At 63.9% G+C, this 24,018-nt stretch carries 21 protein-coding genes and 1 tRNA gene; 10 read left to right on the top strand and 12 right to left on the bottom strand.

Features of this window, described 5'->3' with window-relative positions; genetic code table 11:
• Window positions 1-33 precede the first annotated feature (33 nt).
• From secA to AC1RCS_RS07495, 4 genes are all read left to right on the top strand, one after another.
• A complete protein-coding gene (gene secA, locus AC1RCS_RS07510) occupies window positions 34-2,790 on the top strand; it encodes a preprotein translocase subunit SecA (protein WP_218340323.1) in 2,757 nt (918 codons plus the stop codon).
• 144 nt (window positions 2,791-2,934) lie between these two features.
• Window positions 2,935-4,164, top strand: a complete 1,230-nt coding sequence (gene argJ / locus AC1RCS_RS07505; protein WP_492244180.1) for a bifunctional glutamate N-acetyltransferase/amino-acid acetyltransferase ArgJ — start codon at window positions 2,935-2,937, stop codon at window positions 4,162-4,164.
• Window positions 4,165-4,219: 55 nt separating this feature from the next.
• Entirely contained in the window at window positions 4,220-5,092 is an 873-nt protein-coding gene (locus tag AC1RCS_RS07500; protein WP_492244179.1) for an ATP-binding protein, read from the top strand.
• Window positions 5,070-5,549, top strand: coding sequence for an NUDIX domain-containing protein (locus tag AC1RCS_RS07495; protein ID WP_255594495.1), 480 nt, complete (start codon window positions 5,070-5,072; stop codon window positions 5,547-5,549). Before AC1RCS_RS07500 ends, AC1RCS_RS07495 begins: the two co-directional genes overlap by 23 nt.
• Window positions 5,550-5,639: 90 nt before the next feature.
• Here AC1RCS_RS07495 and AC1RCS_RS07490 read toward each other — a convergent pair whose 3' ends face one another.
• From AC1RCS_RS07490 to AC1RCS_RS07455, 8 genes are all read right to left on the bottom strand, one after another.
• Window positions 5,640-5,861 (bottom strand): DNA gyrase inhibitor YacG, encoded by a 222-nt coding sequence (locus tag AC1RCS_RS07490; RefSeq protein WP_492244178.1) that lies wholly within the window; start codon window positions 5,859-5,861, stop codon window positions 5,640-5,642.
• A gap of 40 nt (window positions 5,862-5,901) precedes the next feature.
• Window positions 5,902-6,657 (bottom strand): cell division protein ZapD, encoded by a 756-nt coding sequence (gene zapD / locus AC1RCS_RS07485; RefSeq protein WP_218340321.1) that lies wholly within the window; start codon window positions 6,655-6,657, stop codon window positions 5,902-5,904.
• Window positions 6,658-6,742: 85 nt separating this feature from the next.
• Complete coding sequence (gene coaE, locus AC1RCS_RS07480; RefSeq protein ID WP_492244177.1) at window positions 6,743-7,363, bottom strand: dephospho-CoA kinase; 621 nt, start codon at window positions 7,361-7,363, stop codon at window positions 6,743-6,745.
• Between the two features lie 3 nt (window positions 7,364-7,366).
• Window positions 7,367-8,245 (bottom strand): prepilin peptidase, encoded by an 879-nt coding sequence (locus tag AC1RCS_RS07475; protein ID WP_492244176.1) that lies wholly within the window; start codon window positions 8,243-8,245, stop codon window positions 7,367-7,369.
• Window positions 8,245-9,465, bottom strand: a complete 1,221-nt coding sequence (locus AC1RCS_RS07470) for a type II secretion system F family protein (RefSeq protein WP_492244175.1) — start codon at window positions 9,463-9,465, stop codon at window positions 8,245-8,247. The genes AC1RCS_RS07475 and AC1RCS_RS07470 overlap by 1 nt, the downstream gene beginning before the upstream one ends.
• A gap of 18 nt (window positions 9,466-9,483) precedes the next feature.
• Window positions 9,484-11,223: a type IV-A pilus assembly ATPase PilB gene (gene pilB / locus AC1RCS_RS07465; protein ID WP_218293474.1), complete on the bottom strand. Its 1,740-nt coding sequence runs from the start codon at window positions 11,221-11,223 to the stop codon at window positions 9,484-9,486.
• Window positions 11,224-11,351: 128 nt separating this feature from the next.
• Window positions 11,352-11,428, bottom strand: a tRNA-Pro gene (locus AC1RCS_RS07460).
• Between the two features lie 41 nt (window positions 11,429-11,469).
• On the bottom strand, window positions 11,470-12,399 hold the full coding sequence (locus AC1RCS_RS07455; RefSeq protein WP_218294407.1) for a polyprenyl synthetase family protein: 930 nt from the start codon (window positions 12,397-12,399) through the stop codon (window positions 11,470-11,472).
• Window positions 12,400-12,624: 225 nt separating this feature from the next.
• On the opposite strand from AC1RCS_RS07455, the gene rplU reads away from it, so the two are divergent.
• The 4 genes from rplU to proB all read left to right on the top strand — a co-directional run bounded on the left by rplU (window position 12,625) and on the right by proB (window position 15,687).
• Window positions 12,625-12,936 (top strand): 50S ribosomal protein L21, encoded by a 312-nt coding sequence (rplU, locus tag AC1RCS_RS07450; protein ID WP_010462012.1) that lies wholly within the window; start codon window positions 12,625-12,627, stop codon window positions 12,934-12,936.
• A 15-nt stretch (window positions 12,937-12,951) separates the two neighbouring features.
• Window positions 12,952-13,209: a 50S ribosomal protein L27 gene (gene rpmA, locus AC1RCS_RS07445; protein WP_008905145.1), complete on the top strand. Its 258-nt coding sequence runs from the start codon at window positions 12,952-12,954 to the stop codon at window positions 13,207-13,209.
• A gap of 172 nt (window positions 13,210-13,381) precedes the next feature.
• Window positions 13,382-14,452: an Obg family GTPase CgtA gene (gene cgtA / locus AC1RCS_RS07440; RefSeq protein WP_218293475.1), complete on the top strand. Its 1,071-nt coding sequence runs from the start codon at window positions 13,382-13,384 to the stop codon at window positions 14,450-14,452.
• A gap of 92 nt (window positions 14,453-14,544) precedes the next feature.
• A complete protein-coding gene (gene proB, locus AC1RCS_RS07435; protein WP_218293476.1) occupies window positions 14,545-15,687 on the top strand; it encodes a glutamate 5-kinase in 1,143 nt (380 codons plus the stop codon).
• An 81-nt stretch (window positions 15,688-15,768) separates the two neighbouring features.
• On the opposite strand, the gene AC1RCS_RS07430 is transcribed toward proB, so the two are convergent.
• Complete coding sequence (locus tag AC1RCS_RS07430; RefSeq protein WP_218293477.1) at window positions 15,769-16,437, bottom strand: RNA pyrophosphohydrolase; 669 nt, start codon at window positions 16,435-16,437, stop codon at window positions 15,769-15,771.
• Between the two features lie 92 nt (window positions 16,438-16,529).
• Here AC1RCS_RS07430 and AC1RCS_RS07425 point away from each other — a divergent pair, with 92 nt between their 5' ends.
• Complete coding sequence (locus AC1RCS_RS07425) at window positions 16,530-18,272, top strand: proline--tRNA ligase (protein ID WP_218340316.1); 1,743 nt, start codon at window positions 16,530-16,532, stop codon at window positions 18,270-18,272.
• Window positions 18,269-18,958 (top strand): lytic transglycosylase domain-containing protein, encoded by a 690-nt coding sequence (locus AC1RCS_RS07420; protein ID WP_492244174.1) that lies wholly within the window; start codon window positions 18,269-18,271, stop codon window positions 18,956-18,958. Before AC1RCS_RS07425 ends, AC1RCS_RS07420 begins: the two co-directional genes overlap by 4 nt.
• Window positions 18,959-19,187: 229 nt before the next feature.
• Here AC1RCS_RS07420 and paeA read toward each other — a convergent pair whose 3' ends face one another.
• The 3 genes from paeA to AC1RCS_RS07405 all read right to left on the bottom strand — a co-directional run bounded on the left by paeA (window position 19,188) and on the right by AC1RCS_RS07405 (window position 23,807).
• Window positions 19,188-20,537: a polyamine export protein PaeA gene (paeA, locus tag AC1RCS_RS07415; protein ID WP_369641667.1), complete on the bottom strand. Its 1,350-nt coding sequence runs from the start codon at window positions 20,535-20,537 to the stop codon at window positions 19,188-19,190.
• A gap of 489 nt (window positions 20,538-21,026) precedes the next feature.
• Window positions 21,027-21,635, bottom strand: coding sequence for a hypothetical protein (locus AC1RCS_RS07410; RefSeq protein ID WP_492244173.1), 609 nt, complete (start codon window positions 21,633-21,635; stop codon window positions 21,027-21,029).
• Between the two features lie 54 nt (window positions 21,636-21,689).
• Window positions 21,690-23,807 (bottom strand): catalase, encoded by a 2,118-nt coding sequence (locus AC1RCS_RS07405; protein ID WP_492244172.1) that lies wholly within the window; start codon window positions 23,805-23,807, stop codon window positions 21,690-21,692.
• Window positions 23,808-24,018: the final 211 nt, after the last annotated feature.

The raw sequence follows: 24,018 nt of genomic DNA, 5'->3' as shown, positions 1-24,018 counted from the left end.
CGCTGATTGCAGCGGGCAAGCGGTCCTGTTCGCATGGCCACCAACTTCCTCACCAAACTATTCGGCAGCCGCAATGACCGGCTCCTCAAGCAGTACCGCAAGACGGTGACCCGCATCAATGCGATGGAGCCCGACTACGAAAAGCTGTCGGACGAGCAGCTTCGCGCCAAGACGCAGGAGTTCAAGGACCGTGTAGCCAAGGGCGAGTCGCTGGACGATATCCTCCCGGAGGCTTTCGCGGTGGTCCGCGAGGGCTCCAAGCGCATCATGAAGATGCGCCACTTCGATGTGCAATTGCTGGGCGGCATGGCGCTGCACTTTGGCAAGATTTCCGAAATGCGCACGGGTGAGGGCAAGACCCTCACCGCGACCTTGCCGGTGTACCTCAATGCCTTGTCGGGCAAGGGCGTGCATGTGGTGACCGTGAACGACTACCTGGCCAACCGCGACGCGCAATGGATGGGCCGGCTGTACAACTTCCTGGGCCTCACGGTGGGCATCAACCTGCCCAACATGCCGCGCGAGCAAAAGCAGGAAGCCTACCGCGCCGACATCACCTACGGCACGAACAACGAATACGGCTTTGACTACCTGCGCGACAACATGGTCTATGAAGCACAGGACCGCGTGCAGCAGGGCCTGAACTTCGCCATCGTCGACGAGGTGGACTCGATCCTGATCGACGAGGCGCGCACGCCCCTGATCATCAGTGGCCAGGCCGAAGACCACACGGCCATGTATATCGCCATGAACAAGGTGGTGCCGCTGCTGGTGCGCCAGGAAGGCGAAGCCGATCCGCGCACGGGCGAGGGCGTGACCAAGCCGGGCGACTTCACGCTGGACGAAAAGACCCACCAGGTGTTCCTGACCGAGCAGGGTCACGAGAGCGCCGAGCGCATCCTGGCCAGCCACGGCCTGATCGCCGAGGGCGCCTCGGTGTACGACCCGGCCAACATCACGCTGATGCACCACCTGTATGCGGCGCTCCGGGCCAACCACCTGTACCACCGCGACCAGCACTACGTGGTGCAGAACGGCGAGATCGTGATCGTGGATGAGTTCACCGGCCGCCTGATGTCGGGCCGCCGCTGGAGCGAAGGCCTGCACCAGGCCGTCGAGGCCAAGGAAGGCGTGAACATCCAGGCCGAGAACCAGACGCTGGCCTCCATCACGTTCCAGAACTACTTCCGCCTGTACAACAAGCTCGCGGGCATGACCGGCACGGCCGACACCGAGGCCTACGAGTTCCAGGAGATCTACGGCCTGGAAACGACCGTGATCCCTCCGAACCGCCCGAGCCGCCGGGACGACCAGCTCGACCGCGTGTACAAGACCACGCGCGAGAAGTACGAAGCGGCCATCAAGGACATCCGCGAATGCCATGAGCGCGGCCAGCCGGTGCTGGTGGGCACCACGTCGATCGAGAACTCCGAGATCATCGACCAGCTCCTGAACAAGGAAGGCCTGCCGCACCAGGTGCTCAACGCCAAGCAGCACGCCCGTGAGGCCGATATCGTGGCCCAGGCCGGCCGCGAGGGCATGATCACCATCGCCACCAACATGGCGGGCCGTGGTACCGACATCGTGCTGGGCGGCAACATCGAAAAGGACGTGGCGGCCATCGAAGCCGATGAAAGCCTGTCCGAAGCCGACCGCGCCGCCAAGGTCAGCGCCTTGCGCGAGCAGTGGAAGATCGACCACGAGAAGGTCAAGGCACTGGGCGGCCTGCGCATCATCGCCACCGAGCGCCACGAATCACGCCGCATCGACAACCAGCTGCGTGGCCGCTCGGGCCGCCAGGGCGACCCCGGTTCCTCGCGCTTTTACCTGAGCCTGGACGATTCGCTGATGCGCATCTTCGCGGGCGACCGCGTCAAGGCGATCATGGACCGCCTGAAGATGCCCGATGGCGAGGCCATCGAGGCCGGCATCGTGACGCGCAGCATCGAATCGGCCCAGCGCAAGGTCGAGGCCCGCAACTTCGACATCCGCAAGCAATTGCTGGAATACGACGACGTGGCCAATGACCAGCGCAAGGTGATCTACCAGCAGCGCAATGACATCCTGGACGCATCCGACCTGTCGGACGTGATCGCCGCGATGCGCGAAGACTGCATGACCGACCTAGTGCGCCAGTACGTGCCGGCCGAGTCGGTGGAAGAACAATGGGACCTCGCGGCGCTGGAGAAGGCGCTGGTGGACGAATGGCAGGTGTCCATTGCCCTGCAGCAGCAGGTGCAGGGTGCCAGCGCCATCACCGACGACGAGATCCTGGACAAGGTTCTGGCGGCCGCCCATGCCTCCTTTGACGGCAAGGTGGAGCAGGTCGGGCGCGAGAACTTCACCCAGTTCGAGCGCATGGTGCTGCTGCAGAGCTTTGACTCCAATTGGCGCGACCATCTGAGCGCGCTGGACTACCTGCGCCAGGGCATCCACCTGCGCGGGTACGCGCAAAAGCAGCCCAAGCAGGAGTACAAGCGGGAAGCGTTCGAGTTGTTCCGCCAGCTGATCGACCAGGTCAAGAACGAGGTCACCAAGATCCTCATGACCGTGCAGGTGCAGTCGCAGGCCCAGCTCGACCAGGCTGCGCAGGACATGGAAAGCCGCGGCGAGAGCATTGCCAACGTGACCTATACCGCCCCCACCGAAACGGGGGAGGTGGAGACCACCGCGGGCGCGCAGCCCGGCGACGGCCTGAACCTGCCCGAAGGCATGCGCGTGGGCCGCAACGACCCCTGCCCTTGTGGCAGCGGCAAGAAGTACAAGCAGTGCCACGGCAAGCTGGCCTGAGGCCCCGGGGCACCGCCCCCGCGTGCAGGCGTTGAAACCACGCCTGTGGATTTACATGACACGGGCTTCGGCCCGTGTTTTCATTGGCGGCCACGGTTTTCCGGATAATCGGCCGCAGTTTTTATCAGAAAGGCCCTGTCTCCCATGCCTGTCAATCTTGTCGCCCCCGTGGCCGCCGATCTGCACCCGATCGCCGGCGTCCGCATTGGTGTTGCCGAAGCCGGTGTCCGCAAGGCCCATCGCAAGGACCTCACCGTGTTCCTGCTGGACGAGGGCGCCAGCGTGGCGGGCGTGTTCACGCAGAACCGTTTTTGCGCCGCACCGGTGCAGATCAGCCGCGACCACCTTGCCGCCGGCCAGGCGATCCGTGCGATGGTGGTCAACACCGGCAATGCCAATGCGGGCACGGGAGCCGATGGCCTGGCGCGTGCTCGGGCCACCTGCGGCGCGCTCGCGCGCCAGCTCGGCGTGGCGCCCGAGCAGATCCTGCCGTTCTCCACCGGCGTGATCATGGAACCCCTGCCCAGCGACCGCATCGAGGCCGGCCTGCCCGCCGCGATTGCCGACGCGCAGCCCGGCCATTGGGCCCGTGCGGCGGAAGGCATCATGACCACCGACACGCTGCCCAAGGCGTTCTCCGCGCAGTTGCAGATCGGCGGCGCCACGGTGTCGATCACCGGCATCAGCAAGGGCGCCGGCATGATCCGGCCCAACATGGCCACCATGCTCGGCTTCATGGCCACGGACGCCTGCGTGGCCCCGGCCGTGATGCAGCAGCTGGCCCGCGAACTGGCCGATGGCTCTTTCAACCGGGTCACGATCGACGGCGACACATCGACCAACGACTCGTTCGTGGTGGTGGCCACCAACAAGGCCGCGCATGCGCCCATCGCTTCCCTGGCCAGCGCCGAGGGCCAGGCCCTGAAGGCAGCCATGCTGGCGGTGTCGCAAAAGCTCGCCCAGGCCATCGTGCGCGACGGCGAGGGAGCCACCAAGTTCATCACCGTCCGGGTGGAAGGTGGCAAGACGGGTGACGAATGCCGCAAGGTGGCGTACGCCATCGCCCACTCGCCCCTGGTCAAGACAGCGTTCTATGCCAGCGACCCGAACCTGGGCCGTATCCTCGCGGCCGTGGGGTATGCCGGCATCGATGATCTGGACCAGACCGGCATCGATCTGTACCTGGACGATGTGCATGTGGCGGTCAAGGGCGGCCGCAATCCGGCCTACCGCGAGGAGGATGGGCAGCGCGTGATGAAGCAAAGCGAGATCACCGTGCGTGTCCTGCTGGGCCGGGGCAGCGTGTCCGACACGGTGTGGACGTGTGATTTCAGCCACGAATACGTGACCATCAATGCGGACTACCGTTCGTGAGTAACTCCTGATTTGATAGCTGCTAGCGCTTTATCCACAAGCGCTGAAGGCGAAAATGAACGAAAAATTTGAACACCTGATCGAGCGGGCCGAGCAACTGATCGCCCGCATTGAATCCGTGCTGCCCCAGCCGCTGGGCGCGCCCGACTGGTCGGGCTCGATCGCCTGGCGCTACCGCAAGCGCAGCAGTGGCCACGGCACCCTGGAACCCGTGCGCCATGTCGCCGGCATGCAGCTGTCGGACCTCAAGGAAATCGACGGGCAGAAGGAGAAGATCGCGCGCAACACGGAGCAGTTCGTGCAGGGCAAGCCCGCCAACAACGTGCTGCTGACCGGCGCCCGCGGCACCGGCAAGTCCTCGCTCATCAAGGCCTGCCTCAATGCCTATGCGGGGCGGGGCCTGCGCCTGATCGAAGTGGACAAGGCCGACCTTGTCGACCTGCCCGACATCGTGGACGTGGTGTCCGATCGGCCAGAGAAATTCGTCGTGTTCTGCGACGACCTGAGCTTTGAGGAGGGCGAGCCGGGCTACAAGGCCCTGAAGTCGATCCTCGACGGTTCGGTGGCGGCGGCCACACCGAATGTGCTGATCTACGCGACGAGCAACCGGCGCCACCTGCTGCCTGAGTACATGGCGGAAAACCTCACCTACACCCACACCGAGGATGGCGAAGTGCACCCCGGCGAAGTGGTGGAAGAGAAGATTTCGCTGTCGGAGCGGTTCGGCCTGTGGGTGAGCTTCTACCCCTTCAGCCAGGAGGAGTACCTGACCATCGTGGCCCAATGGCTGTCCTCCCTGGGGGTGTCCGGGGCCGCGATCACGGCCGCGCGGCCCGAGGCACTCGTCTGGGCGCTGGAGCGCGGCTCGCGCAGCGGCCGCGTGGCCTACCAGTTCGCGCGCGACTATGCGGGACGGCACAGTGGTTGATTCCGCAACCACGCCCCTGGCTCCCGCCCCGCAAGCCAGCCGAAAGCACACGGAGGTCGCAGTGGGCATCCTGCTGCGCGCCGATGGCGCCATGCTGTTGTCCACCCGCCCGCCGGGCAAGCCCTATGCCGGGTACTGGGAGTTCCCGGGCGGCAAGCTGGAGGCGGGCGAAACCGTGGAGCAGGCACTGCGCCGCGAATTGATCGAGGAGCTGGGCGTGACCATTGGGGCGGCCAGCGTATGGAAAGTCACCGAGCACGACTACCCGCATGCCCTGGTGCGCCTGCACTGGTGCAAGGTGTGGGAGTGGTCGGGACAGTTCGAGATGCGTGAAGGGCAGGCCATGCAATGGCAGCAGATTCCGCTGACGGTATCGCCTGTCTTGCCAGGTGCCTACCCGGTGCTGCAGTGGCTTGCGCAGGAGCGGGGCGTGGAGTTTTCGCCACCACCTCCGTAGACCGCTATTGAATTAATAGCTATTTGCGCTTGCAGATCGGGCGCTGGGCGGCGATTTCCCTGAAGATGCGGGCTGGCCTGCCAGCCGGGGTCAGTGTTGCAGGCGTGGATCGCCGTACTGCGCATCGGTGGGCGGGGCCTCTGCGGGCATCCGGAAATCCTCGCTTGCCCAGGCACCGAGGTCGACCTGCTTGCAGCGCTCGCTGCAGAACGGGCGGTAGGCATTGGCAGGGCTGTAGACGCTGTCTCCACCGCAGGTGGGGCAGGTCACGGTGCGGGCGGCGGTTGCCGCATCGGGGCGGGGAGCGGCCATGTCTCGTCGTCGTCCTCAAATCACGACCCAGCGCCGAGCCTCAGGCGCACAGGGTCAGTTCAAACGCAGCGTCCTCGCTGCAGGCGTGCAGGCGTCCATCGCCCTCCAGCCGCATGAGCCGCACCGAGACGATGAGGCGGTTGCCGCTGATTTCGGGAATCAGGTCCAGGGCAGGATCGATGCGCAGGCGCAGCAACTGGAATGTGCGCCCCTGCGGCAGATTCTGCTGGAACTGGCCTCGCTCGGCAGCCACCTTCTGGGGCACGCCGGAATCGCGCAGCAGCTTTAGCAGCACGTAGATGGATTCAGCGAGGGGGGCCAGTGTGGACGCCCATTCCTCGAGCGCCTGCTGCCGCACGGCGGGCGCATGGTGCTGCCACGCGTAATACGCGGGCAGGTCAAAGCCGCAGGTACCCCCTGGAATGCCGACCCGGCTGCGGATGCTCATCAGCCAGTCGTTTTCCGTGAGCGAGTGGCCCGACTTGCCGGACTGGGTATTGAGCGCGGTGAAACAACGGTCCAGCTGGGCGATGATCGCATCCAGCGCCGCTTCGGAGATCGAGGGGTTGCCCCGGTAGCTGTCGAGCTGGTGCTTGTGCTTCTCGATGTCCTTGAGCACGTCCGACTTCAGGTCGGCCCGCGCTGCGACGTCCATGATCTCGAAGATCGTGACCAGCGCGAAGTGATGATCGAGCGCGTGGGAGCGGGGTATCAATTCCCCCAACCGGCGAAACAACTGCTCAAGCCGCAGATAGGTTCTGAGACGCTCGTTAAAGGGATATTCGTAAAGGATCACGCTGGCGGGTTCCTGGGGGCTCAGGGGGTATTCTGACGCCGGTGGCGCACGGCATGGAGTGAAAGCACAAACGGTTTCGTTCGCATCATAGCCCGAACAGCGCCGCTGCCTGCCGGGTTTGCGCGTGCAGGTTCTCCAGCGTGCAATCCCTGTCGTTGGCAATCACGGCATCTGCGACGGCCCGCCGGGCCGGGCGGCTGGCTTGCGACGCAATGATGCCCAGCACCACCTCCCGCGTCAGGCCGTTGCGCTGCATGACGCGTTCGATCTGCGTTTCAGCTGAGCAATCGACCACCAGCACCGCGTCCAGCCTGCGGGCCCAACGACCGGATTCCGCCAGCAGAGGAATATCGAACACGATCAGCGCATGGCCCTCGTGCGCCGCCTGCTCGGCCTTCAAATTGCCGTGAAGGGTGACGAGCGGGTGCACGATCCCTTCGAGCTGGGCCCGTGCCTCCGGCCGGCTGAAGGCCAGTGCACGCATGCGGCCCCGGTCCAGCGCCCCGGTGGTATCTACGAAGTCGCTGCCGAAAGTCGCGCGGATGGCCTCCATGGCCGCTCCGTGCGGGCCTGTGACCTCGCGGGCGATCTGGTCCGCGTCGATCAGGCTGGCGCCCAGGGAGGCCAGCACATGGCCCACCGTGCTCTTGCCGCTGCCAATGCCACCGGTCAGGCCCAGACGCAAGGGATGCTTGCGTGGATTCATCGTTCAAAGGCCCAGGAGTTTCAGCACCGTGTCCAGAATGGCTTGGGGCCCGAACACCATCGCCGTGAATCCCGCCCCGACAAGAAAGGGGCCGAAGGGGATGTAGCCGCCTTCACGCAGGCTGCTGAAGATTTTCATCGCGATGCCGATGACGGCACCGATGACCGAGGACATCAGAATGATGGGTATGAGGGCCTGCCAGCCGAACCAGGCCCCCAGCGCGGCAAACAGCTTGAAATCCCCATACCCCATGCCTTCCTTGCCGGTGGCGAGCTTGAACCCCCAGTAGACCAGCCAAAGCGAAAGATAGCCCGCCACGGCGCCGAACACCGAGGCGTGCAGCGGTACTGCGATCCACTGCAGGGCAGACGACAAAAGGCCGGCCCACAGCAGCGGCAGGGTGATGTCGTCGGGCAGAAGGGTGGTGTCCCAGTCGATGAATGCCAGTGCCACCAGGGCCGCCGAGAAACCACACCATGCAATCCCCGTGGCCGTGACACCCCAGCGCTGGATGCAAAAGAAGAACAGGGCACCGGTCGCTATCTCGATCAGAGGGTATCGGAGCGAGATCCGCGCCTTGCAGGCCGAGCAGCGGCCCCGCAGAAAAAGATAGCTGACGACAGGAATGTTCTCGTACCACTGCACCAAGTGCCCGCAAGACGGGCAGCGAGAGCGGGGGACCATGAGATTGAACCGCTCTGGCTCGGGATGCGCCGGGCTGGTATCAGCTTGTGCGGCCGGCGCCTGCATCGCCTGCACCTCTTCAGTCCACCGGCGCTCCATCATCTTGGGCAGCCGGTAAATGACCACATTGAGAAAACTGCCGATCAGAAGCCCCAATACCGCACCCCAACTCGCATTCCACCAAGTCTCCATCTCCATCACACGACTTGGCCAAGCTTGAAGATGGGGAGGTACATCGAGACCACGATCCCGCCAATCAGCGTTCCCAGGAATACGATGATGATGGGTTCCATGAGGCTCGACAGACCTGCCACCATTTCATCCACTTCTGCCTCGTAAAAATCGGCAGCCTTGCCCAGCATATGGTCGATAGAGCCGGATTCCTCACCAATGGCACACATCTGAAGCACCATGGAAGGGAAAATGTTGGCATTACCCATGGCTGCGGTAAGGCTCGTGCCGGTGGAGACTTCCTGTTGGATTTTGTCGGTCGCCATCGAATATACGGAATTGCCAGCGGCGCCACCCACCGAGTCGAGAGCTTCGACCAGAGGCACGCCAGCCGCAAACATTGTTGATAGTGTCCGGGTCCAGCGTGCAACGCAGGACTTTTCTACGAGCGCACCAAAAATCGGAATTCTCAACAAGAGCCGATCCATGAACATTTGCACTTTTTCATTTCTTCGCCATGCTTGCATGAAGAAGAAGATGCTTCCCCCAATACCACCGAAAATTAACCACCACCACTTTACAAAGATCTCACTGATTGCCATGACAAACAAAGTGGGTGCGGGAAGGTCAGCGCCAAATGAGCTAAAAACCTCTTTGAATGCCGGGATTACGAAAATCATGATCACAGCAACAACCACAAACGCCACAATAACCACAGAAATGGGATACATCAAGGCCGATTTGATTTTTGATTTTATAGCCTCCGTTTTTTCCATGTAGGTAGCCAGTCGATCAAGCAGTGCTTCCAGAATACCCGCTGCCTCGCCCGCCTCCACCAAATTACAATAGAGGCTGTCAAAATACATCGGATGCTTGCGGAATGCAGCATTCAGCGATGTGCCTGTTTCCACATCAGAGCGGATGTCATTGAGCAGTTTGGTAACGCTTGCATTTGTATTGCCTCGCCCCACAATGTCAAATGATTGGAGGAGAGGTACCCCAGCTTTCATCATGGTCGCAAGCTGCCGAGTGAACAGAGCAATGTCCTTGGGCTTAATCTTCTTGCCCGACCGCATGCGCCTTTTCTTGATCTTTGTCGGGAAAACACCCTGGCGGCGCAGGGTGGCTTGCACTTGGTTTTCCCCGGAAGCGCGCACCTCGCCGCGCACGATTTTCCCGTGCCGGTCCTTGCCTTCCCACTCGAAAACAAATTCCTTGATATCCCGTGATGATGCAGCAGTTGCCATGCTGGTCCCTCTAACTCGTTATTCGTTGGTGACGGCAAGCACTTCTTCCAGCGAAGTGAAACCTAATCTTGCTTTGTGCAGGCCGGATTCGCGCAGTGAGCGAACACCTTCCGCTCGTGCCTGCTCGGCGATCTCAAGCGCGCTTCCATCTCGCAATATGATGCGCTGGATGTCTTCCGAGATTGGCATCACCTGATATATGCCGACCCGGCCCTTGTAGCCATTGTTGCAGGCCGAGCAGCCTACAGGACGGTAGGTCACCCAGCTTCCGTCGATGTCCTCATCCTTGTAACCCGCTTCGAGAAGGGATTCGTGCGGTATATCAGCCGGCACCTTGCACACGGGGCACAGTCTGCGCGCAAGGCGTTGCGCGGTAATAAGAATCACGCTGGACGCGATATTGAATGGGGCAATCCCCATATTGCGCATCCGGGTCAGGGTCGTGGGGGCATCGTTGGTGTGCAGGGTCGACAAAACCAGGTGACCCGTCTGCGCTGCCTTGATAGAAATATCTGCGGTCTCCAGATCGCGAATTTCACCGACCATGATGATGTCGGGATCCTGCCGCAGAAAGGATTTCAGGGCCACGGCAAAAGTCAACCCCGCTTTTTCATTGACGTTGACCTGATTGACCCCGGGCAGGTTGATTTCCGACGGGTCTTCCGCGGTGGCAATGTTCACGCCCGGCTTGTTTAGCAGGTTCAGGCAGGTATATAGCGACACGGTCTTGCCGGAACCCGTCGGGCCCGTGACCAGAATCATTCCATAGGGGCGCCCTATGGCCTCCAGCAGCCGCTCTTTTTCCTGGGGTTCGTAGCCCAGCGCATCAATCCCAAGCTTGGCGCTGCTCGGGTCCAGGATACGAATAACGATTTTTTCCCCAAACAGGGTGGGGAGGGTGCTCACACGGAAGTCGATCACCCTGTCCGGGCCCACTTTCAATTTCATGCGTCCGTCTTGCGGGACTCTCTTTTCTGAAATATCCAGGCGGGAGATCACCTTGATGCGGGATGCGAGCTTGTCCTTGATCGCGATGGGCGGGGACGCGATTTCCCGGAGTTCTCCATCGATCCGGAATCTCACCCGGTACTGGTGTTCGTAGGGTTCAAAATGCAGGTCCGAGGCCCGCATATTGAATGCGTCGAGCAGCATCTTGTGCAGGAACTTGACGATGGGCGCATCTTCCACATCGCCGGCACCGGCGTCGTTGTTGTCGGGTGCTTCTTCTACGGCTACATCGTCGAAATCAAAGTCGCCTCCACCGCTCACCAGGGTGTCCATCGACTCACTGGTTGATTTTGTGGTGGATTCTACCAGTCGGCTGAGCTTGTCATATTCAGCGATAATCCAATCCACCCCCATCTGGGTCGTGAATTTGATTTTCTCGGCAGCTTCCTGGTCAGTGGGATCGGCGGTCGCGACGATCAGACGATTATTGCGTTTGCTGAGGACAACGACCCGATACGCCTGACATATTTTGGGATCGAGAAGCTCTTTGGGCAGTCGAAGCGGATCAATTGCTTCCAGATCCAGCAAGGGCGCACCAAACACGGCTGAAACGGTGTGCGCCAAATCGGCAGCCGACACGGCACCAGATCCCGTCAATTCCGCAATAAAACTGGTGCGGCTGATTTGTGATTTTTTGTAAATGTCCTCTGCCGACTTTTGGGTCAACTTGCCGGCGGACATCAACGCCCTGCCCAATCCGGGAAGGGCCACTGCAGAGGCTTCTTTGGGGGCAGTATCAACAGCGGCCATGTAACCGGTAATGTGTTAGGTGTGGAAAAGAATCCATCCTATCATCACCGATCAGCCACAAGCTGTACAGCCGTCGATATTGGCAACAGCACCACAGAACCGGCGCTTTTGTTGAAAATGCGGTCTTGTGGTCGGGGTGAGAGGATTCGAACCTCCGGCCTCTACGTCCCGAACGTAGCGCTCTACCAGGCTAAGCTACACCCCGTTGTGTGCGATTGCACTCGAAAGTGGATGCAATGGGGCATCTCAGTTGCGTCGTGCAAGCAATTGCGCGGCCAATTCTAGCAAACCTGCTGAATAGGCATTGGCGGGTAATTGCTCGGCCGCGGCCATGGCGCGGCGGGCCTCGCCGAAGGCCGCCGCCCGGGTGATGTCCAGTGCGCCGGTGTCGCGGACAATCTGCACGATCTCGGCCAATTGGTCGGTGGAGCCCTGTTCAATGGCGTGGCGCACGGTCTGCGCCTGGCTCTGCGTTCCGCGTTCCATGGCGGCGATCAGGGGCAGGGTGGACTTGCCTTCCCGAAGATCGTCTCCCAGATTCTTACCCATTTCCACTGCGTCGCCGTCGTAGTCGAGAACGTCGTCAATGATCTGGAAGGCGGTTCCCAGTGCCTGCCCGTAGGTTGCGCAGGCCTCTTCGACATCGGGCGGGCTGCCCGCAAGCACCGCGCCAAGGCGGGCACTGGCTTCAAACAGCTTGGCGGTCTTGGACCGGATGACACGCAGGTAGCCCGCTTCGTCGAGCGATGCATCGTGCATGTTCATGAGCTGCAGCACTTCCCCCTCGGCGATCACATTGGTGGCTTCCGAGAGTATTTCCATGATGCGCATGCTGCCCGCCTCGACCATCATCTGGAAGGAGCGGGTGTGCAGGAAATCGCCGACGAGCACGCTGGCAGGGTTGCCAAAAGTTTCGTTGGCAGTGGGGCGGCCGCGGCGCAGGGTGGAGGCATCCACGACATCGTCGTGCAGCAGGGTGGCGGTGTGGATCAGCTCCACGACGGCCGCGAGACTGTGGCGCTGCGCGCCTCGGTAGTCCAGGGCTCCGCACACCATGAGCAAAAGCGCGGGCCGCAGGCGCTTGCCGCCGGCGGCAATGATGTATTGGGATATCTGCGCCACCAGGGGAACGCTGGAAGTCAGGCGCTGACCGATGACCTTGTCGACCTCGTGCATGTCTTGTGCAACGAGCAGGAGGGGCGATGCGGCGGGGGCGGTGTGGTCAGTCAAGATGGTGGTCGCAGAAAGAGACCGGATTATAGGAAGCCCTGAAGGCGCCCCGGCGCGTTGCGCGAGGCCGCCGCTCGGCCGGCATGCGGGGGCTGGCGCTGCTCGGATCGATGCGCTATACTCTTGGGCTCTGCGGAAATTCGTCTGCAGAACTCATATCAAGAGGTCAACATGTACGCGGTCATAAAAACCGGCGGCAAGCAGTATCGCGTTGCTTCCGGCGAAAAAATTAAAGTAGAACAGATTGCTGCGGACGTAGGCCAGGAAATTGTGATCGATCAGGTTTTGGCAGTCGGCAACGGCGCTGAACTCAAGATCGGTACGCCCCTGGTGTCCGGCGCAACCGTGAAAGCCACTGTCGTGGCCCACGGCAAGCACGACAAGGTGCACATCTTCAAGATGCGCCGTCGCAAGCACTATCAAAAACGCCAAGGCCATCGCCAGCAGTTCACTGAGCTGCAAATCGGTGCGATTGCTGCTTAATCGAAGGAGCTAGTCATGGCACAGAAAAAAGGCGGCGGCTCTACGCGAAACGGGCGCGACTCCAAGCCAAAGATGCTGGGTGTCAAGGCGTTCGGTGGTGAACTGATCAGCGCTGGCTCGATCATCGTGCGCCAACGCGGCACGCGTTTCCACCCCGGCAACAATGTCGGCGTGGGCAAGGATCACACCTTGTTCGCCCTGGTGGACGGCCACGTGTCGTTCGGCACCAAGGGTGCGTTGTCCAAGTCCACGGTCAATGTGACTCCTGCCTGAGGTTCATTCCTCCGGTAGCCATCGAAGCCCCGCTTTGCCGGGGCTTTGTTGTTTGGTCTGTACGATGGCGCGTTCAAGCCATTCGCAGACAGCGCCTCCGAGGCGTTCCGCTGCTCCGACCTGCCGGGTAACCTGCCGTTGGTGCCGCGCCCTTTTGTAAACTGGATATCCCATGAAGTTCGTCGATGAAGCCTTTATTGACATTGCCGCAGGCGATGGTGGCAATGGCTGCGTGTCTTTCCGGCATGAAAAGTACAAGGAGTTCGGCGGTCCCAACGGGGGCGACGGTGGGCGCGGCGGGCATGTGTTCGCGGTGGCGGATCCGAATCTGAACACCCTGGTGGATTTTCGCTACTCTCGGCGCCACGAGGCCAAGCGCGGGGAGCATGGCATGGGATCGGACATGTTCGGTGCCGCTGGCACCGACATCACCCTCAAGATGCCCGTGGGCACCATCATCACCGACGCTGAAACAGGGGAAGTGCTGTACGAGCTGCTCAACCCGGGCGAGGTCATCACCATCGCCAAGGGCGGGGATGGTGGTTTTGGCAACATGCGCTTCAAGAGCGCCATCAACCGCGCGCCCCGCCAGAAGACGCCGGGCTGGCCCGGCGAGAAGAAGAACCTGAAACTGGAACTGAAGGTGCTGGCCGACGTGGGCCTTCTGGGCATGCCCAATGCGGGCAAATCGACCTTCATCACGGCGGTGTCCAACGCCCGCCCCAAGATCGCGGACTACCCGTTCACCACGCTGCACCCCAACCTGGGTGTCGTGCGCGTGGGCCCTGAGCAGAGCTTTGTGGTGGCCGATATTCCCGGGCTGATCGAAGGCGCTTCGGAAGGTGCAGGCCTCGGGCACCAGTTCCTGCGCCACCTGCAGCGCACCCGCCTGCTGCTGCACATTGTCGATCTGGCGCCCTTCGATGATGCGGTGGATCCGGTGGCCCAGGCCAAGGCCATCGTGAACGAGCTCAAGAAATACGACCAGCAGCTGTACAACAAGCCGCGCTGGCTGGTGTTGAACAAGCTGGACATGGTGCCTACCGAAGAGAGGGAAACGCGGGTGAAGGACTTCGTCAAGCGCTTCAAGTGGAAAGGGCCCGTCTTCGAGATTTCTGCCCTCACGCGCGAAGGTTGCGAGCCGTTGATCCATGCCATCTTCCGCCACGTGCAGTCCGAGCAGCGGGTGGAGAACGAGCCGGTGGAGGTGGATCCCCGCTTTGCCGGAGATGCTCCGGCCTGATCCGCCGCAAAGCCTTTCTGGTTTGAGTGCTATATTTTTAATAGCTATCGGCGCTTGATGGACAGGCGCTAGTGGCCAAAAACACTAAAAAAATGGTTTCCAGCGTATTGCGAGATGCCCGCCGCATCGTGGTGAAGGTGGGTTCCAGTCTTGTGACCAATGAGGGGCGTGGCCTCGACGAAACCGCCATTGGTGAATGGAGCCGCCAGCTGGCGGCCCTGGTGCGTGGCGACGGCGGCGTACCGCGCGAGGTCGTGATGGTGTCCAGCGGTGCCATTGCCGAAGGCATGAAGCGCCTGGGCTGGACCACGCGGCCGCACGAAGTCCACGAGTTGCAGGCCGCTGCCGCCGTCGGGCAGATGGGACTGGCGCAGATGTACGAAACCAAGCTGCGCGAGCAGGGCATGGGCAGCGCGCAGGTGCTGCTCACCCATGCGGACCTGGCCGACCGGGAGCGCTACCTGAACGCGCGCTCGACCTTGCTCACGCTGCTGCGCCTGGGCGTGGTGCCGGTGATCAATGAGAACGACACCGTCGTCAACGACGAGATCAAGTTCGGCGACAACGACACGCTGGGTGCCCTGGTGGCCAATCTGGTGGAGGCCGATGCGCTGATCATCCTCACGGACCAGAAGGGCCTGTACACCGCCGATCCGCGCCGTGATGCATCGGCGCAGTTCGTCCACGAAGCCAAGGCGGGCGACCCGGCACTGGAGGCCATGGCCGGCGGCGCGGGTTCCAGCATCGGCAAGGGCGGCATGATCACCAAGATCCTGGCGGCCAAACGGGCTGCCGGCTCGGGGGCGTCCACCGTGATTGCCTGGGGGCGTGAATCCGACGTACTGGTCCGCCTCGTGCGGGGCGAGGCGCTGGGCACCTTGCTCGTGGCCCAGACGCAGAAGAAGCAGGCCCGCAAGCAGTGGATGGCCGACCACCTGCAGCTGCGGGGTTCGGTGGTGGTGGACGCCGGGGCGGCCGCCAAGGTGCGGGATGAAGGCAAGAGCCTGCTTCCCATCGGGATGACGGCGGTGGAGGGCGACTTCTCCCGTGGTGACGTGATTGCCGTGCGCGACGCCTCCGGCGCTGAAATTGCCCGCGGCCTGGCCAACTATGCGGCGGCCGAGGCGCGGATGCTGTGCCGCAAGCCCTCGACGGAGTTCGAAAGGCTTCTGGGGTATGTTGCGGAGCCGGAGATGGTGCACCGCGACAATCTGGTGCTGGCTGCCACCAGCTGATGGCCAAGCTCCAGGCCACTCGCACCCAGTCAAACGCCTGCTCTGCGCAGGCGTTTTTCATGGTGGCTGGCCACTGAAGGGCTAGCGCGGCGTGGTGACCGTGGGCAGGCCGTCCAGCTCCCCCGGCACACTGTTCTGCGGGTCGGGATCGAAGCTGGCGCCCGGAGGGAGCTCCATTCCCGGATTGATCAGCATGGACCCGGTCCGGAACATCGTGCCCGCGTGCTCCCCTTCGCGCGTGCGCATGCCGCTGCGCAGGTAGCGGTTGCGCTGCTCGTGGCGGGGCAGGTAGCGCGCCAGTTCCGTGAGGGCCATCTCATAGACGCCGCGCTTGAATTCGACCACCACGTCCAGCGGAACCCAGTAGTCGTTCCAGCGCCAGGCGTCGAATTCCGGGTGGTTGGTGGCACGGAGGTTCAGGTCCCAGTCGTGGCCCACCAGTTGAAGCAGATACCAGATTTGTTTCTGGCCTTTGTAGTGTCCGCGTGCATCGCGGCGGATGTACCGGTCAGGCACCTCATAGCGCAACCAGTCCCGGGTGCGGGCCACCACGCGCACGTGGTTGGGCAATAATCCCACTTCTTCATGCAGTTCACGGAACATGGCCTGTTCGGGGGTTTCACCCCGGTCAATGCCGCCTTGCGGGAACTGCCAGCTGTGGGTGCGTATGCGCTTGCCCCAGAACACCTGGTTTTTCTGGTTGAGCAGGATGATGCCGACGTTCGGCCGAAAGCCGTCCCGGTCAAGCATAATCAAACCCCAAATTTTTAAACTATGTCCATTATGCACGGCGCCTAGCGTGCAGCAAGTGGGCTGCCCCGTTCTGCCCGAAATCGATTCCGATGAAAGCCTCCCAATTCTTTATTTCCACCCTCAAGGAAGCTCCGGCGGATGCCGAAGTGGTCAGCCACAAACTCATGACGCGGGCGGGGCTGATCAAGAAGCTGGGCGCTGGCATCTACAACTACATGCCCATGGGGCTGCGGGTGATCCGCAAGGTCGAGGCCATCGTGCGCGAGGAGATGAACCGCGCGGGGGCCGTGGAGCTGACCATGCCCGTGGTGCAGCCGGCCGAGCTGTGGCAGGAAACGGGCCGTTTCGACAAGATGGGCCCCGAGTTGCTGCGCATCCAGGACCGCCATGGCCGCGATTTCGTGGTGCAGCCCACCAGCGAGGAAGTGATCACTGACATCGCGCGCCAGGAGCTCAAGAGCTACAAGCAGCTGCCCAAGAACTTCTACCAGATCCAGACCAAGTTCCGCGATGAGCGCCGCCCACGCTTTGGCCTCATGCGCGGGCGTGAATTCGTCATGAAGGACGCCTACAGCTTCGACCGCGACCAGGGGGCCGCCAAGGCCAGCTACCAGGTCATGGCGCAGGCCTACCGCCGCATCTTCGACCGCTTTGGCCTGACCTACCGCGCCGTGGCGGCCGACAGCGGCGCCATCGGTGGCGACCTCTCCGAAGAGTTCCAGGTGATCGCCGCCACGGGCGAGGACGCCATCGTCTACTGCCCGGCGAGCGACTACGCCGCCAACATGGAAAAGGCCGAAGCGCTGGCCCCTTCTGGTCCACGCGGCGCTGCCACGCGGGCGCTGACCAAGACGGCCACGCCGGGCAAGAGCACCTGCGCCGACGTGGCAGAGCTGCTTGGCGTGCCACTGGCGACCACCGTGAAGTCGCTGGTCCTGGCCACGGACGAAACCAATGAGGCGGGCGAGATCGTCAAGACCCAGGTCTGGCTGCTGCTGCTGCGCGGCGATCACGACATGAACGAGATCAAGGTGGCCAAGGTGCCGGGCATGGCGGGTTTCCGCTTTGCCACGCTCTCCGAAATCGAGGACCACTTTGGCTGCAAGCCCGGCTACCTGGGCCCCATCGGCCTGAAGAAGCCCCTCAAGATCGTGGTGGACCGCGAGGTGGCCGTCATGGCCGACTGGATCTGCGGCGCCAACGAGCCCGATTTCCACATCACCGGCGTCAACTGGGGCCGCGACCTGCCCGAGCCCGACGCCGTGGCCGACCTGCGCAACGTGGTGGCGGGCGACCGCTCGCCGGACGGCAAGGGCGAACTGGCCATCGAGCGCGGCATCGAGGTGGGCCATGTGTTCTATCTGGGCACCAAGTACAGCAAGGACATGAACGCCACCTTCCTGGGTGACGACGGCAAGCCGGCCTTCTTCGAGATGGGCTGCTATGGCATCGGCGTCACGCGCCTGCCCGCCGCCGCCATCGAGCAGAACCATGACGAGCGCGGCATCATCTGGCCCGACGCCATCGCTCCGTTCACCGTGGTCGTGTGCCCCGTCGGCATGGACCGCAGCGAGGCCGTCAAGGCCACGGCCGAATCGCTGTATGCAGACCTGCTGGCCGCGGGCGTGGACGTGATCCTGGACGACCGTGGCGAGCGCCCTGGCGCCATGTTCGCCGATTGGGAGCTGATCGGCGTGCCGCACCGCGTGACCATCGGCGACAAGAGCCTCAAGGAGGGCGTGGTCGAATACCAGCATCGCCGTGACACGGCGGCCACCAAGGTGCCCACGGCAGACATCCTGGCCCACGTGAAGGGCCGCATGGCGGTATGAGCGAGGCGCGGCTGGCTTTGGCGGTAGGGGGGACGCCCGAGGGCGGCGGCCTGTCCCGCCGTGCATGCCTGGCCGCCCTGTCCGCCCCCGCGGCGTGGCTGGCGGCCCCTGCAGCGGCGCATGCGGGCGGCCAGCTCGAAGAGCCTCTGATGGACTCCGTGCGCACGGCGCTGAGCTCGGCCATTGCCAACCAGGCCCCGCCCGAACCCGAGTTCTTCACCACCGAGGCCCGCATCCACTACCTGCGCTGGCTGGGCACCATGAGTGACCGGCTGCGCCGCCGCAAACCCGAGTGGGAGATCCGGCGCGACTTCCTGCAGACCGCCTGGTACGAATCCAAGCGCGCCGGGCTCGATGTCTCCCTGGTCCTGGGGCTGATCCAGGTCGAAAGCGCCTTCCGCAAGTTTGCCGTCTCCAGCGTGGGCGCTCGCGGCTACATGCAGGTCATGCCGTTCTGGACGCGCGTGATCGGCGACGGCGATGCGGGCAAGCTGTTCCATCTGCAGACCAATCTGCGCTTTGGCTGCGTGATCCTTCGCCACTACGTCGACCGGGAACGGGGTGACCTGTTCATGGCGCTGGGCCGCTACAACGGCAGCCGTGGGCGCTCGCCCTACCCGGATGCGGTGTTTGGCGCCCAGCGCAACTGGCTGTTTGGCGAGAAGCCTCAGCTGCCCGCAGCCTGAAGCGGTCCCCTGCGGCGCCCGGCCTTGGTGCCAACGCAGCCCGGCGCCGGAGGACAGACCCGTGGAATCCGCGCAGCGGCCATCGATGCGGATACGGGTGCTCCTATTCCTATAGCTGCTGGCGCTTATGCTGAGGGCGTTGGAGCCCGATTTGATCCATGCTTTGGCAGGCCGCTGTGGCAGGCGCCGTGCCGCACCGGGCCCGACGGGCATGACCGCGAAGGCATCCCTACTTCACAGGCGCCGCGGTGCTGTCCGCCGGAGGGGGCGCGGCAGGGCTTTCCGCCTGGGGCGCACCCAGGCGGGACACCATCACCTGGTCGATGCGGTAGCTGTCCACGTCCAGCACCTCGAACTTGTAGCCGCCCCAGCTCACGCTGTCCGTGCGGCGCGGTACGCGGCGCAGCATCACCATCAGGAAGCCGGCCAGCGTCTCGTATTCTTCCGCGTGGGGCAATTCGTCGAGCGACAGCGCATGCAGCACGTCTTCGATCGGCGTGACACCGTCGATGAGCCATGAATTCTCGTCGCGCCGCACGATCTGCTCTTCGTCCGCCGGGCCCACCAGGTCGCCCATCACCGTGCTCATCACGTCGTTCAGGGTCACCACGCCCACCACCAGGCTGTACTCGTTGACGATGACGGCAAAGTCCTCGTGCACCTGGCGGAACTGCTCCAGTACCTCCGAGAGGGTGAGCCGGTCGGGCACGATCAGCACCTTGCGCACCAGGCTGTCGTCCGCCAGCGAGATGGGCTGGTTGTTCAGCACGCGCTGGAAGAGATCCTTCGCGTCCACGTAACCCACCACGTGGTCGATATCGCCCTCGCAGACGGGGTAGGTCGAAAACGGCTCGGCCGCGATGCGCAGGCGGATGACGGAGTCGGGCTCGTCGCGCAGGAAGAAGGCGATCCGGTCGCGGGGCGACATGGCGCTGGACACCGTGCGCGTATCCAGCTCGAACACGTTGGTGATGACCTGCTGCTCGCGGGCCGCCAGCACCCCGGCGCGCGCGCCCGCCTCCATCATCGCCAGGATGTCGTCCGAGGTGATGCGGTCATCGCGCAGGGACGACATGCCCAGCACCCGGAACAGCGCATCGGCCCCCCGGCTGTAGAACCACACCACGGGGCGCAGCAGCGTCATGCACCAGGCCATGGGCTGTGCCAGCCGCACCACCAGGCGCTCCGGCTCGGCCATGCCCAGGCGCTTGGGAAACAGGTCGGCAAACAGGATGAACAGCGAGGTGATGACCAGGAACGACGCGAGGAAGCCGGCGGTCTGCGCGGTCGGCTCCGAAAACCACAGTCCGAACAATGCGCTGAAATGGGGGCTCAGCGCTCCCTCGCCCACGATACCGCCGAGGATGGCCACGGCGTTCTGGCCCACCTGCACCACCGTGAAGTAGTCGCCGGGCTGCTCCTGCATGCGCAGCACCCGGTCAGCGCGCGCGTCCCCCTCATCGGCCATCTGGCGCAAACGCAGGCGGCGCGCCGCCGCGAGCGAAATCTCGGCCATCGAAAAAAAGGCGCTGGCCGCGATGAGCAGGCCGATGATGAAAAGGCTTTGGGACAGGGTCATGGGACGGGCTACGGCGAAGGCGGGCAGGGCCTGGGCAAGCCCTTTGGACAAGTGTAGCGGGCAGCCTGCCTGCCCCAGTGTGCCCGCGCTGCGCGCTGGCCTCCCTCGCACCGGCCCGTCCCAGGTTGCGCACCGATCGGCGCGTCGTCACCGATTTGTCCAGATGCAGTGCGCAATCCGGCGCATCGGGGCCATCATTCGGACGCAGTCCATTGACATTGATGGAGTGAGCCGCAAGGTCGGAGGCGGCGCGCTCCCGGGTGTTCACTGTGGAATGCTGCGGGTGGGCATGCTGGAGCGCGCGCATGTGCCGTAGGATGAGGCATAGGAGCGGCACCGGGGCGCATTGTGGTCGGCTGCGGCATGGCGCATGAGTGCCTCGGATCGTTCCTGCCGGGGTCCACCGTTGCCTTTCTTCGGCAAAAAACTACGATGGCAGATTTTTTTCTGGCAGTGCCGGTGCCCCGGCACTGCATCAGCCCTGCGCGGCTACAGCATGGCCTCGCGCTGCTGCTCGGCGCGCGACGCGCCGATGGCGGTTTCCACCTTCTTGACCTCTTCGGGCGGCGGCAGCACGGCGGGCATGCCCAGCGCCTCAATGGCCAGTTCGCGGCACCAGCCCTTGGTGTGGTAGAGGTGGTGGTCCTCGTCCTTTTCCACGGCCTTGTGGGCCGCTTTCAGCGTCTGGCCCACGTCCCCCGTGGCCACCTCGGCCACCTTGCCCAGCAGTTCCCAGTTGGCGTGGTCCTTGGTCTCGGCGTGCACCACGCATTCGCAGGCCACCAGCTGGGCGGCGGCGGGGTCGCCCGCCTGTTTCGCCAGCAGCATGGCCTTGACCAGGGATTCGCCGATGTGCTTGACCACCGCCCGGCTGGGTGACTGCGCGGCCGGGTCCAGGCCCAGGGCGTCGCACAGGCTGCGCACCACCTCCTGGTGGGTCAGGGTTTCTTCCAGATAGGTCTGCCATTCCTTCTTGAGATCCGGGTTCACGGCGCAGGTGAGCGCGGTGCGGTACACCTGCTCGCCGCCGAGTTCGGTCTCCATCATCTGGAGCACGAGATCATCAAGCTGGTGGCTGTCATAGTGGGCTTTGGGCATGGTTTCTCCTTCGGTGGTTGGGTTGGCAATGGGGTGTGCGCAGGGGGTGTTCGTTCATGCGAGGGTGCGGACCCTGGGTTCGCGCTCCCATTGGCGGGTCTGTGCGGCCGCCAGGAAGCCCTGCACGTCGGCCGGGTCCACCACGCCCGCATCGGGCTCGATGCCCCCGGCCTGCAGGATGGCCTGGGTGCCCTTGCAGGCCGCGATGGCCTTGAGGTGCCCGAACGCGTCGCGGAACCAGTCCACGGCGGCGGCCTCCTGGGCCAGCTGCGCGCCCATCTCGGGCGACAGCACCGAGGCCACGGCGTCGAACACCACCGATGGCGTGCCTTGCAGCTGCCCGTCGGCGGGCAGCTGGGTGCCGTCCCTGAGCCGGGCACCGCCCACCTTGGGCGCCACGATCTTGACGGTGGCGCCGGCCTTCTCCGCCGCCTTGCGCAGGTTGGCCACCGTGTTGCCGTTGGAGCCGTCGGCCACCAGGATGCCGATGCAGCGGCCCTGCAGCGTGGGCTTCATGCGGTCGATGATGCGCAGCGCGGGAGAGGGCGGCAGGTCCTGCACCGGATCGGCCACCGGCGGTGCGGGGGGCTGGGCCTGCAGGCCCAGCCCGTCGGCAACGCGCCGGGCCAGCTCGGGGTCCACATGCTGCAGGTGGCCCACCACGGCCTCGCGCACATGCGGCGTGCCCACCTTGGACAATTCGAACACCAGCGCGGACGCCATGTGCGCCTGCTCCAGCGGGCTCTGGCTGCGAAAGAACATGCGCGCCTGGCTGTAGTGGTCGGCGAAGCTCTCGGCGCGGATGCGCCCCTTGGCGCCGTCGTCCCCTTGCGCGAAATGCCGCATTCCCAGCGCCTGCGAGGCGCGCGGCGTATCGGCCTGCAGGCTGCTGGGCTCATAGTTCACGCGGCCCTTGGGCACCTGCATCTGCATGTGGCCGTCGCGCTGCATGTTGTGAAAGGGGCACTTGGGCGCATTGATGGGAATCTGCGCGAAGTTGGGCCCGCCCAGGCGCGACAGCTGCGTGTCCAGGTACGAGAACAGGCGGCCCTGCAGCAGCGGGTCGTTGCTGAAGTCGATGCCTGGCGGCACATTGGCGGGGCAATAGGCCACCTGCTCGGTCTCCGCGAAGAAGTTGTCGGGCCAGCGGTTGAGCACCATGCGGCCCACGGGCTGCAGCGGCACCAGTTCCTCGGGAACGAGCTTGGTGGGGTCCAGGTGGTCGAACGGAAAGCGCTCCGCATCCTCTTCGGTGAAGAGCTGCACGGACAGCTCCCATTCCGGGAAATCGCCCGCCTCGATGGCCTCGAACAGGTCGCGCCGGTGGAAGTCGTTGTCCGCCGCCTGCAGCTTCACGGCCTCGTCCCACACCGTGGACTGGATGCCCAGCTTGGGGCGCCAGTGGAATTTCACGAAGGTGCTGTCGCCCGCGGCGTTGATCAGGCGGAAGCTGTGCACGCCGAAGCCTTCCATCATGCGCAGGCTGCGCGGGATGGTGCGGTCGCTCATCGCCCACATGATCATGTGCAGCGACTCGGGCATCAGCGAGATGAAATCCCAGAAGGTGTCGTGCGCGCTGGCCGCCTGGGGAAACGCACGGTCGGGCTCCATCTTGACGGCGTGCACGAGGTCGGGAAACTTCATCGCGTCCTGGATGAAGAACACGGGGATGTTGTTGCCCACCAGGTCCCAGTTGCCCTCGGGGGTGTAGAACTTGACGGCGAAGCCGCGCACGTCGCGCGGCGTGTCCACCGAACCGGCGCCGCCCGCCACGGTGGAAAAGCGCGTGAACACGGGTGTCTGAACGCCCACCTCCGTGAGCACGCGGGCGGTGGTGTACTGCTTGAGCGAATGGGTGAGCTCGAAGAAACCGTGGGCCGCCGAGCCGCGCGCGTGCACGATGCGCTCGGGAATGCGCTCGTGGTCGAAGTGGGTGATCTTCTCGCGCAGGATGAAATCCTCGAGCAGCGTGGGGCCGCGCGGCGACGAACGCAGGGAGTTCTGGTTGTCCGCCACGGGAATGCCCAGCTGCGTGGTGAGCACGGGGTGCTTGCCGCCAGCTTGCTGCTGCAACTCGCCCGCGTTGCCGCGGTAGGTGTCGGCCTGGGTGGAGGAGGGAGCAGCGGGCAGCGTCTTCTTTGCCGCGCCGCGGGTGGTGGGGGTTCGTGCCATGGGCGCTCCTGAACGGTGGGAAGGAAGGGAAACAAGCCCCCATCTTTGAGGGCCACACGCCGCCGCGGGGTAGGACGCCACCGTATCGGGCCGTCGTCGGCGGGCGGTGATCCGGCCGGCTGGCCGGATACGTAAGCGCTTGCAACGCCGCGCCGGGTGCAGTGCCGTTTTGTTACGCTTGCCGGTTCCTTCGGAGGGGACAGCGTGAACG

Source organism: Acidovorax sp. GW823-FHT01C06, from assembly GCF_058798375.1.
Note: the sequence above shows the minus strand (reverse complement) of the source record. Positions and strands in the feature narration are given on the sequence as shown.

Bases quoted from the DNA above. Each gene is read 5' to 3' on its own strand.
- AC1RCS_RS07470 (WP_492244175.1), bottom strand. From the start codon at position 9,465: ATGGCAACTGCTGCATCATCACGGGATATCAAGGAATTTGTTTTCGAG.
- AC1RCS_RS07500 (WP_492244179.1), top strand. From the start codon at position 4,220: ATGAACGAAAAATTTGAACACCTGATCGAGCGGGCCGAGCAACTGATC.
- argJ (WP_492244180.1), top strand. From the start codon at position 2,935: ATGCCTGTCAATCTTGTCGCCCCCGTGGCCGCCGATCTGCACCCGATC.
- secA (WP_218340323.1), top strand. From the start codon at position 34: ATGGCCACCAACTTCCTCACCAAACTATTCGGCAGCCGCAATGACCGG.
- pilB (WP_218293474.1), bottom strand. From the start codon at position 11,223: ATGGCCGCTGTTGATACTGCCCCCAAAGAAGCCTCTGCAGTGGCCCTT.
- AC1RCS_RS07490 (WP_492244178.1), bottom strand. From the start codon at position 5,861: ATGGCCGCTCCCCGCCCCGATGCGGCAACCGCCGCCCGCACCGTGACC.
- AC1RCS_RS07410 (WP_492244173.1), bottom strand. From the start codon at position 21,635: ATGCCCAAAGCCCACTATGACAGCCACCAGCTTGATGATCTCGTGCTC.
- paeA (WP_369641667.1), bottom strand. From the start codon at position 20,537: ATGACCCTGTCCCAAAGCCTTTTCATCATCGGCCTGCTCATCGCGGCC.
- AC1RCS_RS07430 (WP_218293477.1), bottom strand. From the start codon at position 16,437: ATGCTTGACCGGGACGGCTTTCGGCCGAACGTCGGCATCATCCTGCTC.
- AC1RCS_RS07475 (WP_492244176.1), bottom strand. From the start codon at position 8,245: ATGGAGATGGAGACTTGGTGGAATGCGAGTTGGGGTGCGGTATTGGGG.
- rplU (WP_010462012.1), top strand. From the start codon at position 12,625: ATGTACGCGGTCATAAAAACCGGCGGCAAGCAGTATCGCGTTGCTTCC.
- cgtA (WP_218293475.1), top strand. From the start codon at position 13,382: ATGAAGTTCGTCGATGAAGCCTTTATTGACATTGCCGCAGGCGATGGT.
- AC1RCS_RS07405 (WP_492244172.1), bottom strand. From the start codon at position 23,807: ATGGCACGAACCCCCACCACCCGCGGCGCGGCAAAGAAGACGCTGCCC.
- AC1RCS_RS07420 (WP_492244174.1), top strand. From the start codon at position 18,269: ATGAGCGAGGCGCGGCTGGCTTTGGCGGTAGGGGGGACGCCCGAGGGC.
- coaE (WP_492244177.1), bottom strand. From the start codon at position 7,363: ATGAATCCACGCAAGCATCCCTTGCGTCTGGGCCTGACCGGTGGCATT.
- proB (WP_218293476.1), top strand. From the start codon at position 14,545: ATGGTTTCCAGCGTATTGCGAGATGCCCGCCGCATCGTGGTGAAGGTG.
- AC1RCS_RS07495 (WP_255594495.1), top strand. From the start codon at position 5,070: ATGCGGGACGGCACAGTGGTTGATTCCGCAACCACGCCCCTGGCTCCC.
- AC1RCS_RS07425 (WP_218340316.1), top strand. From the start codon at position 16,530: ATGAAAGCCTCCCAATTCTTTATTTCCACCCTCAAGGAAGCTCCGGCG.
- AC1RCS_RS07455 (WP_218294407.1), bottom strand. From the start codon at position 12,399: ATGCACGAGGTCGACAAGGTCATCGGTCAGCGCCTGACTTCCAGCGTT.
- rpmA (WP_008905145.1), top strand. From the start codon at position 12,952: ATGGCACAGAAAAAAGGCGGCGGCTCTACGCGAAACGGGCGCGACTCC.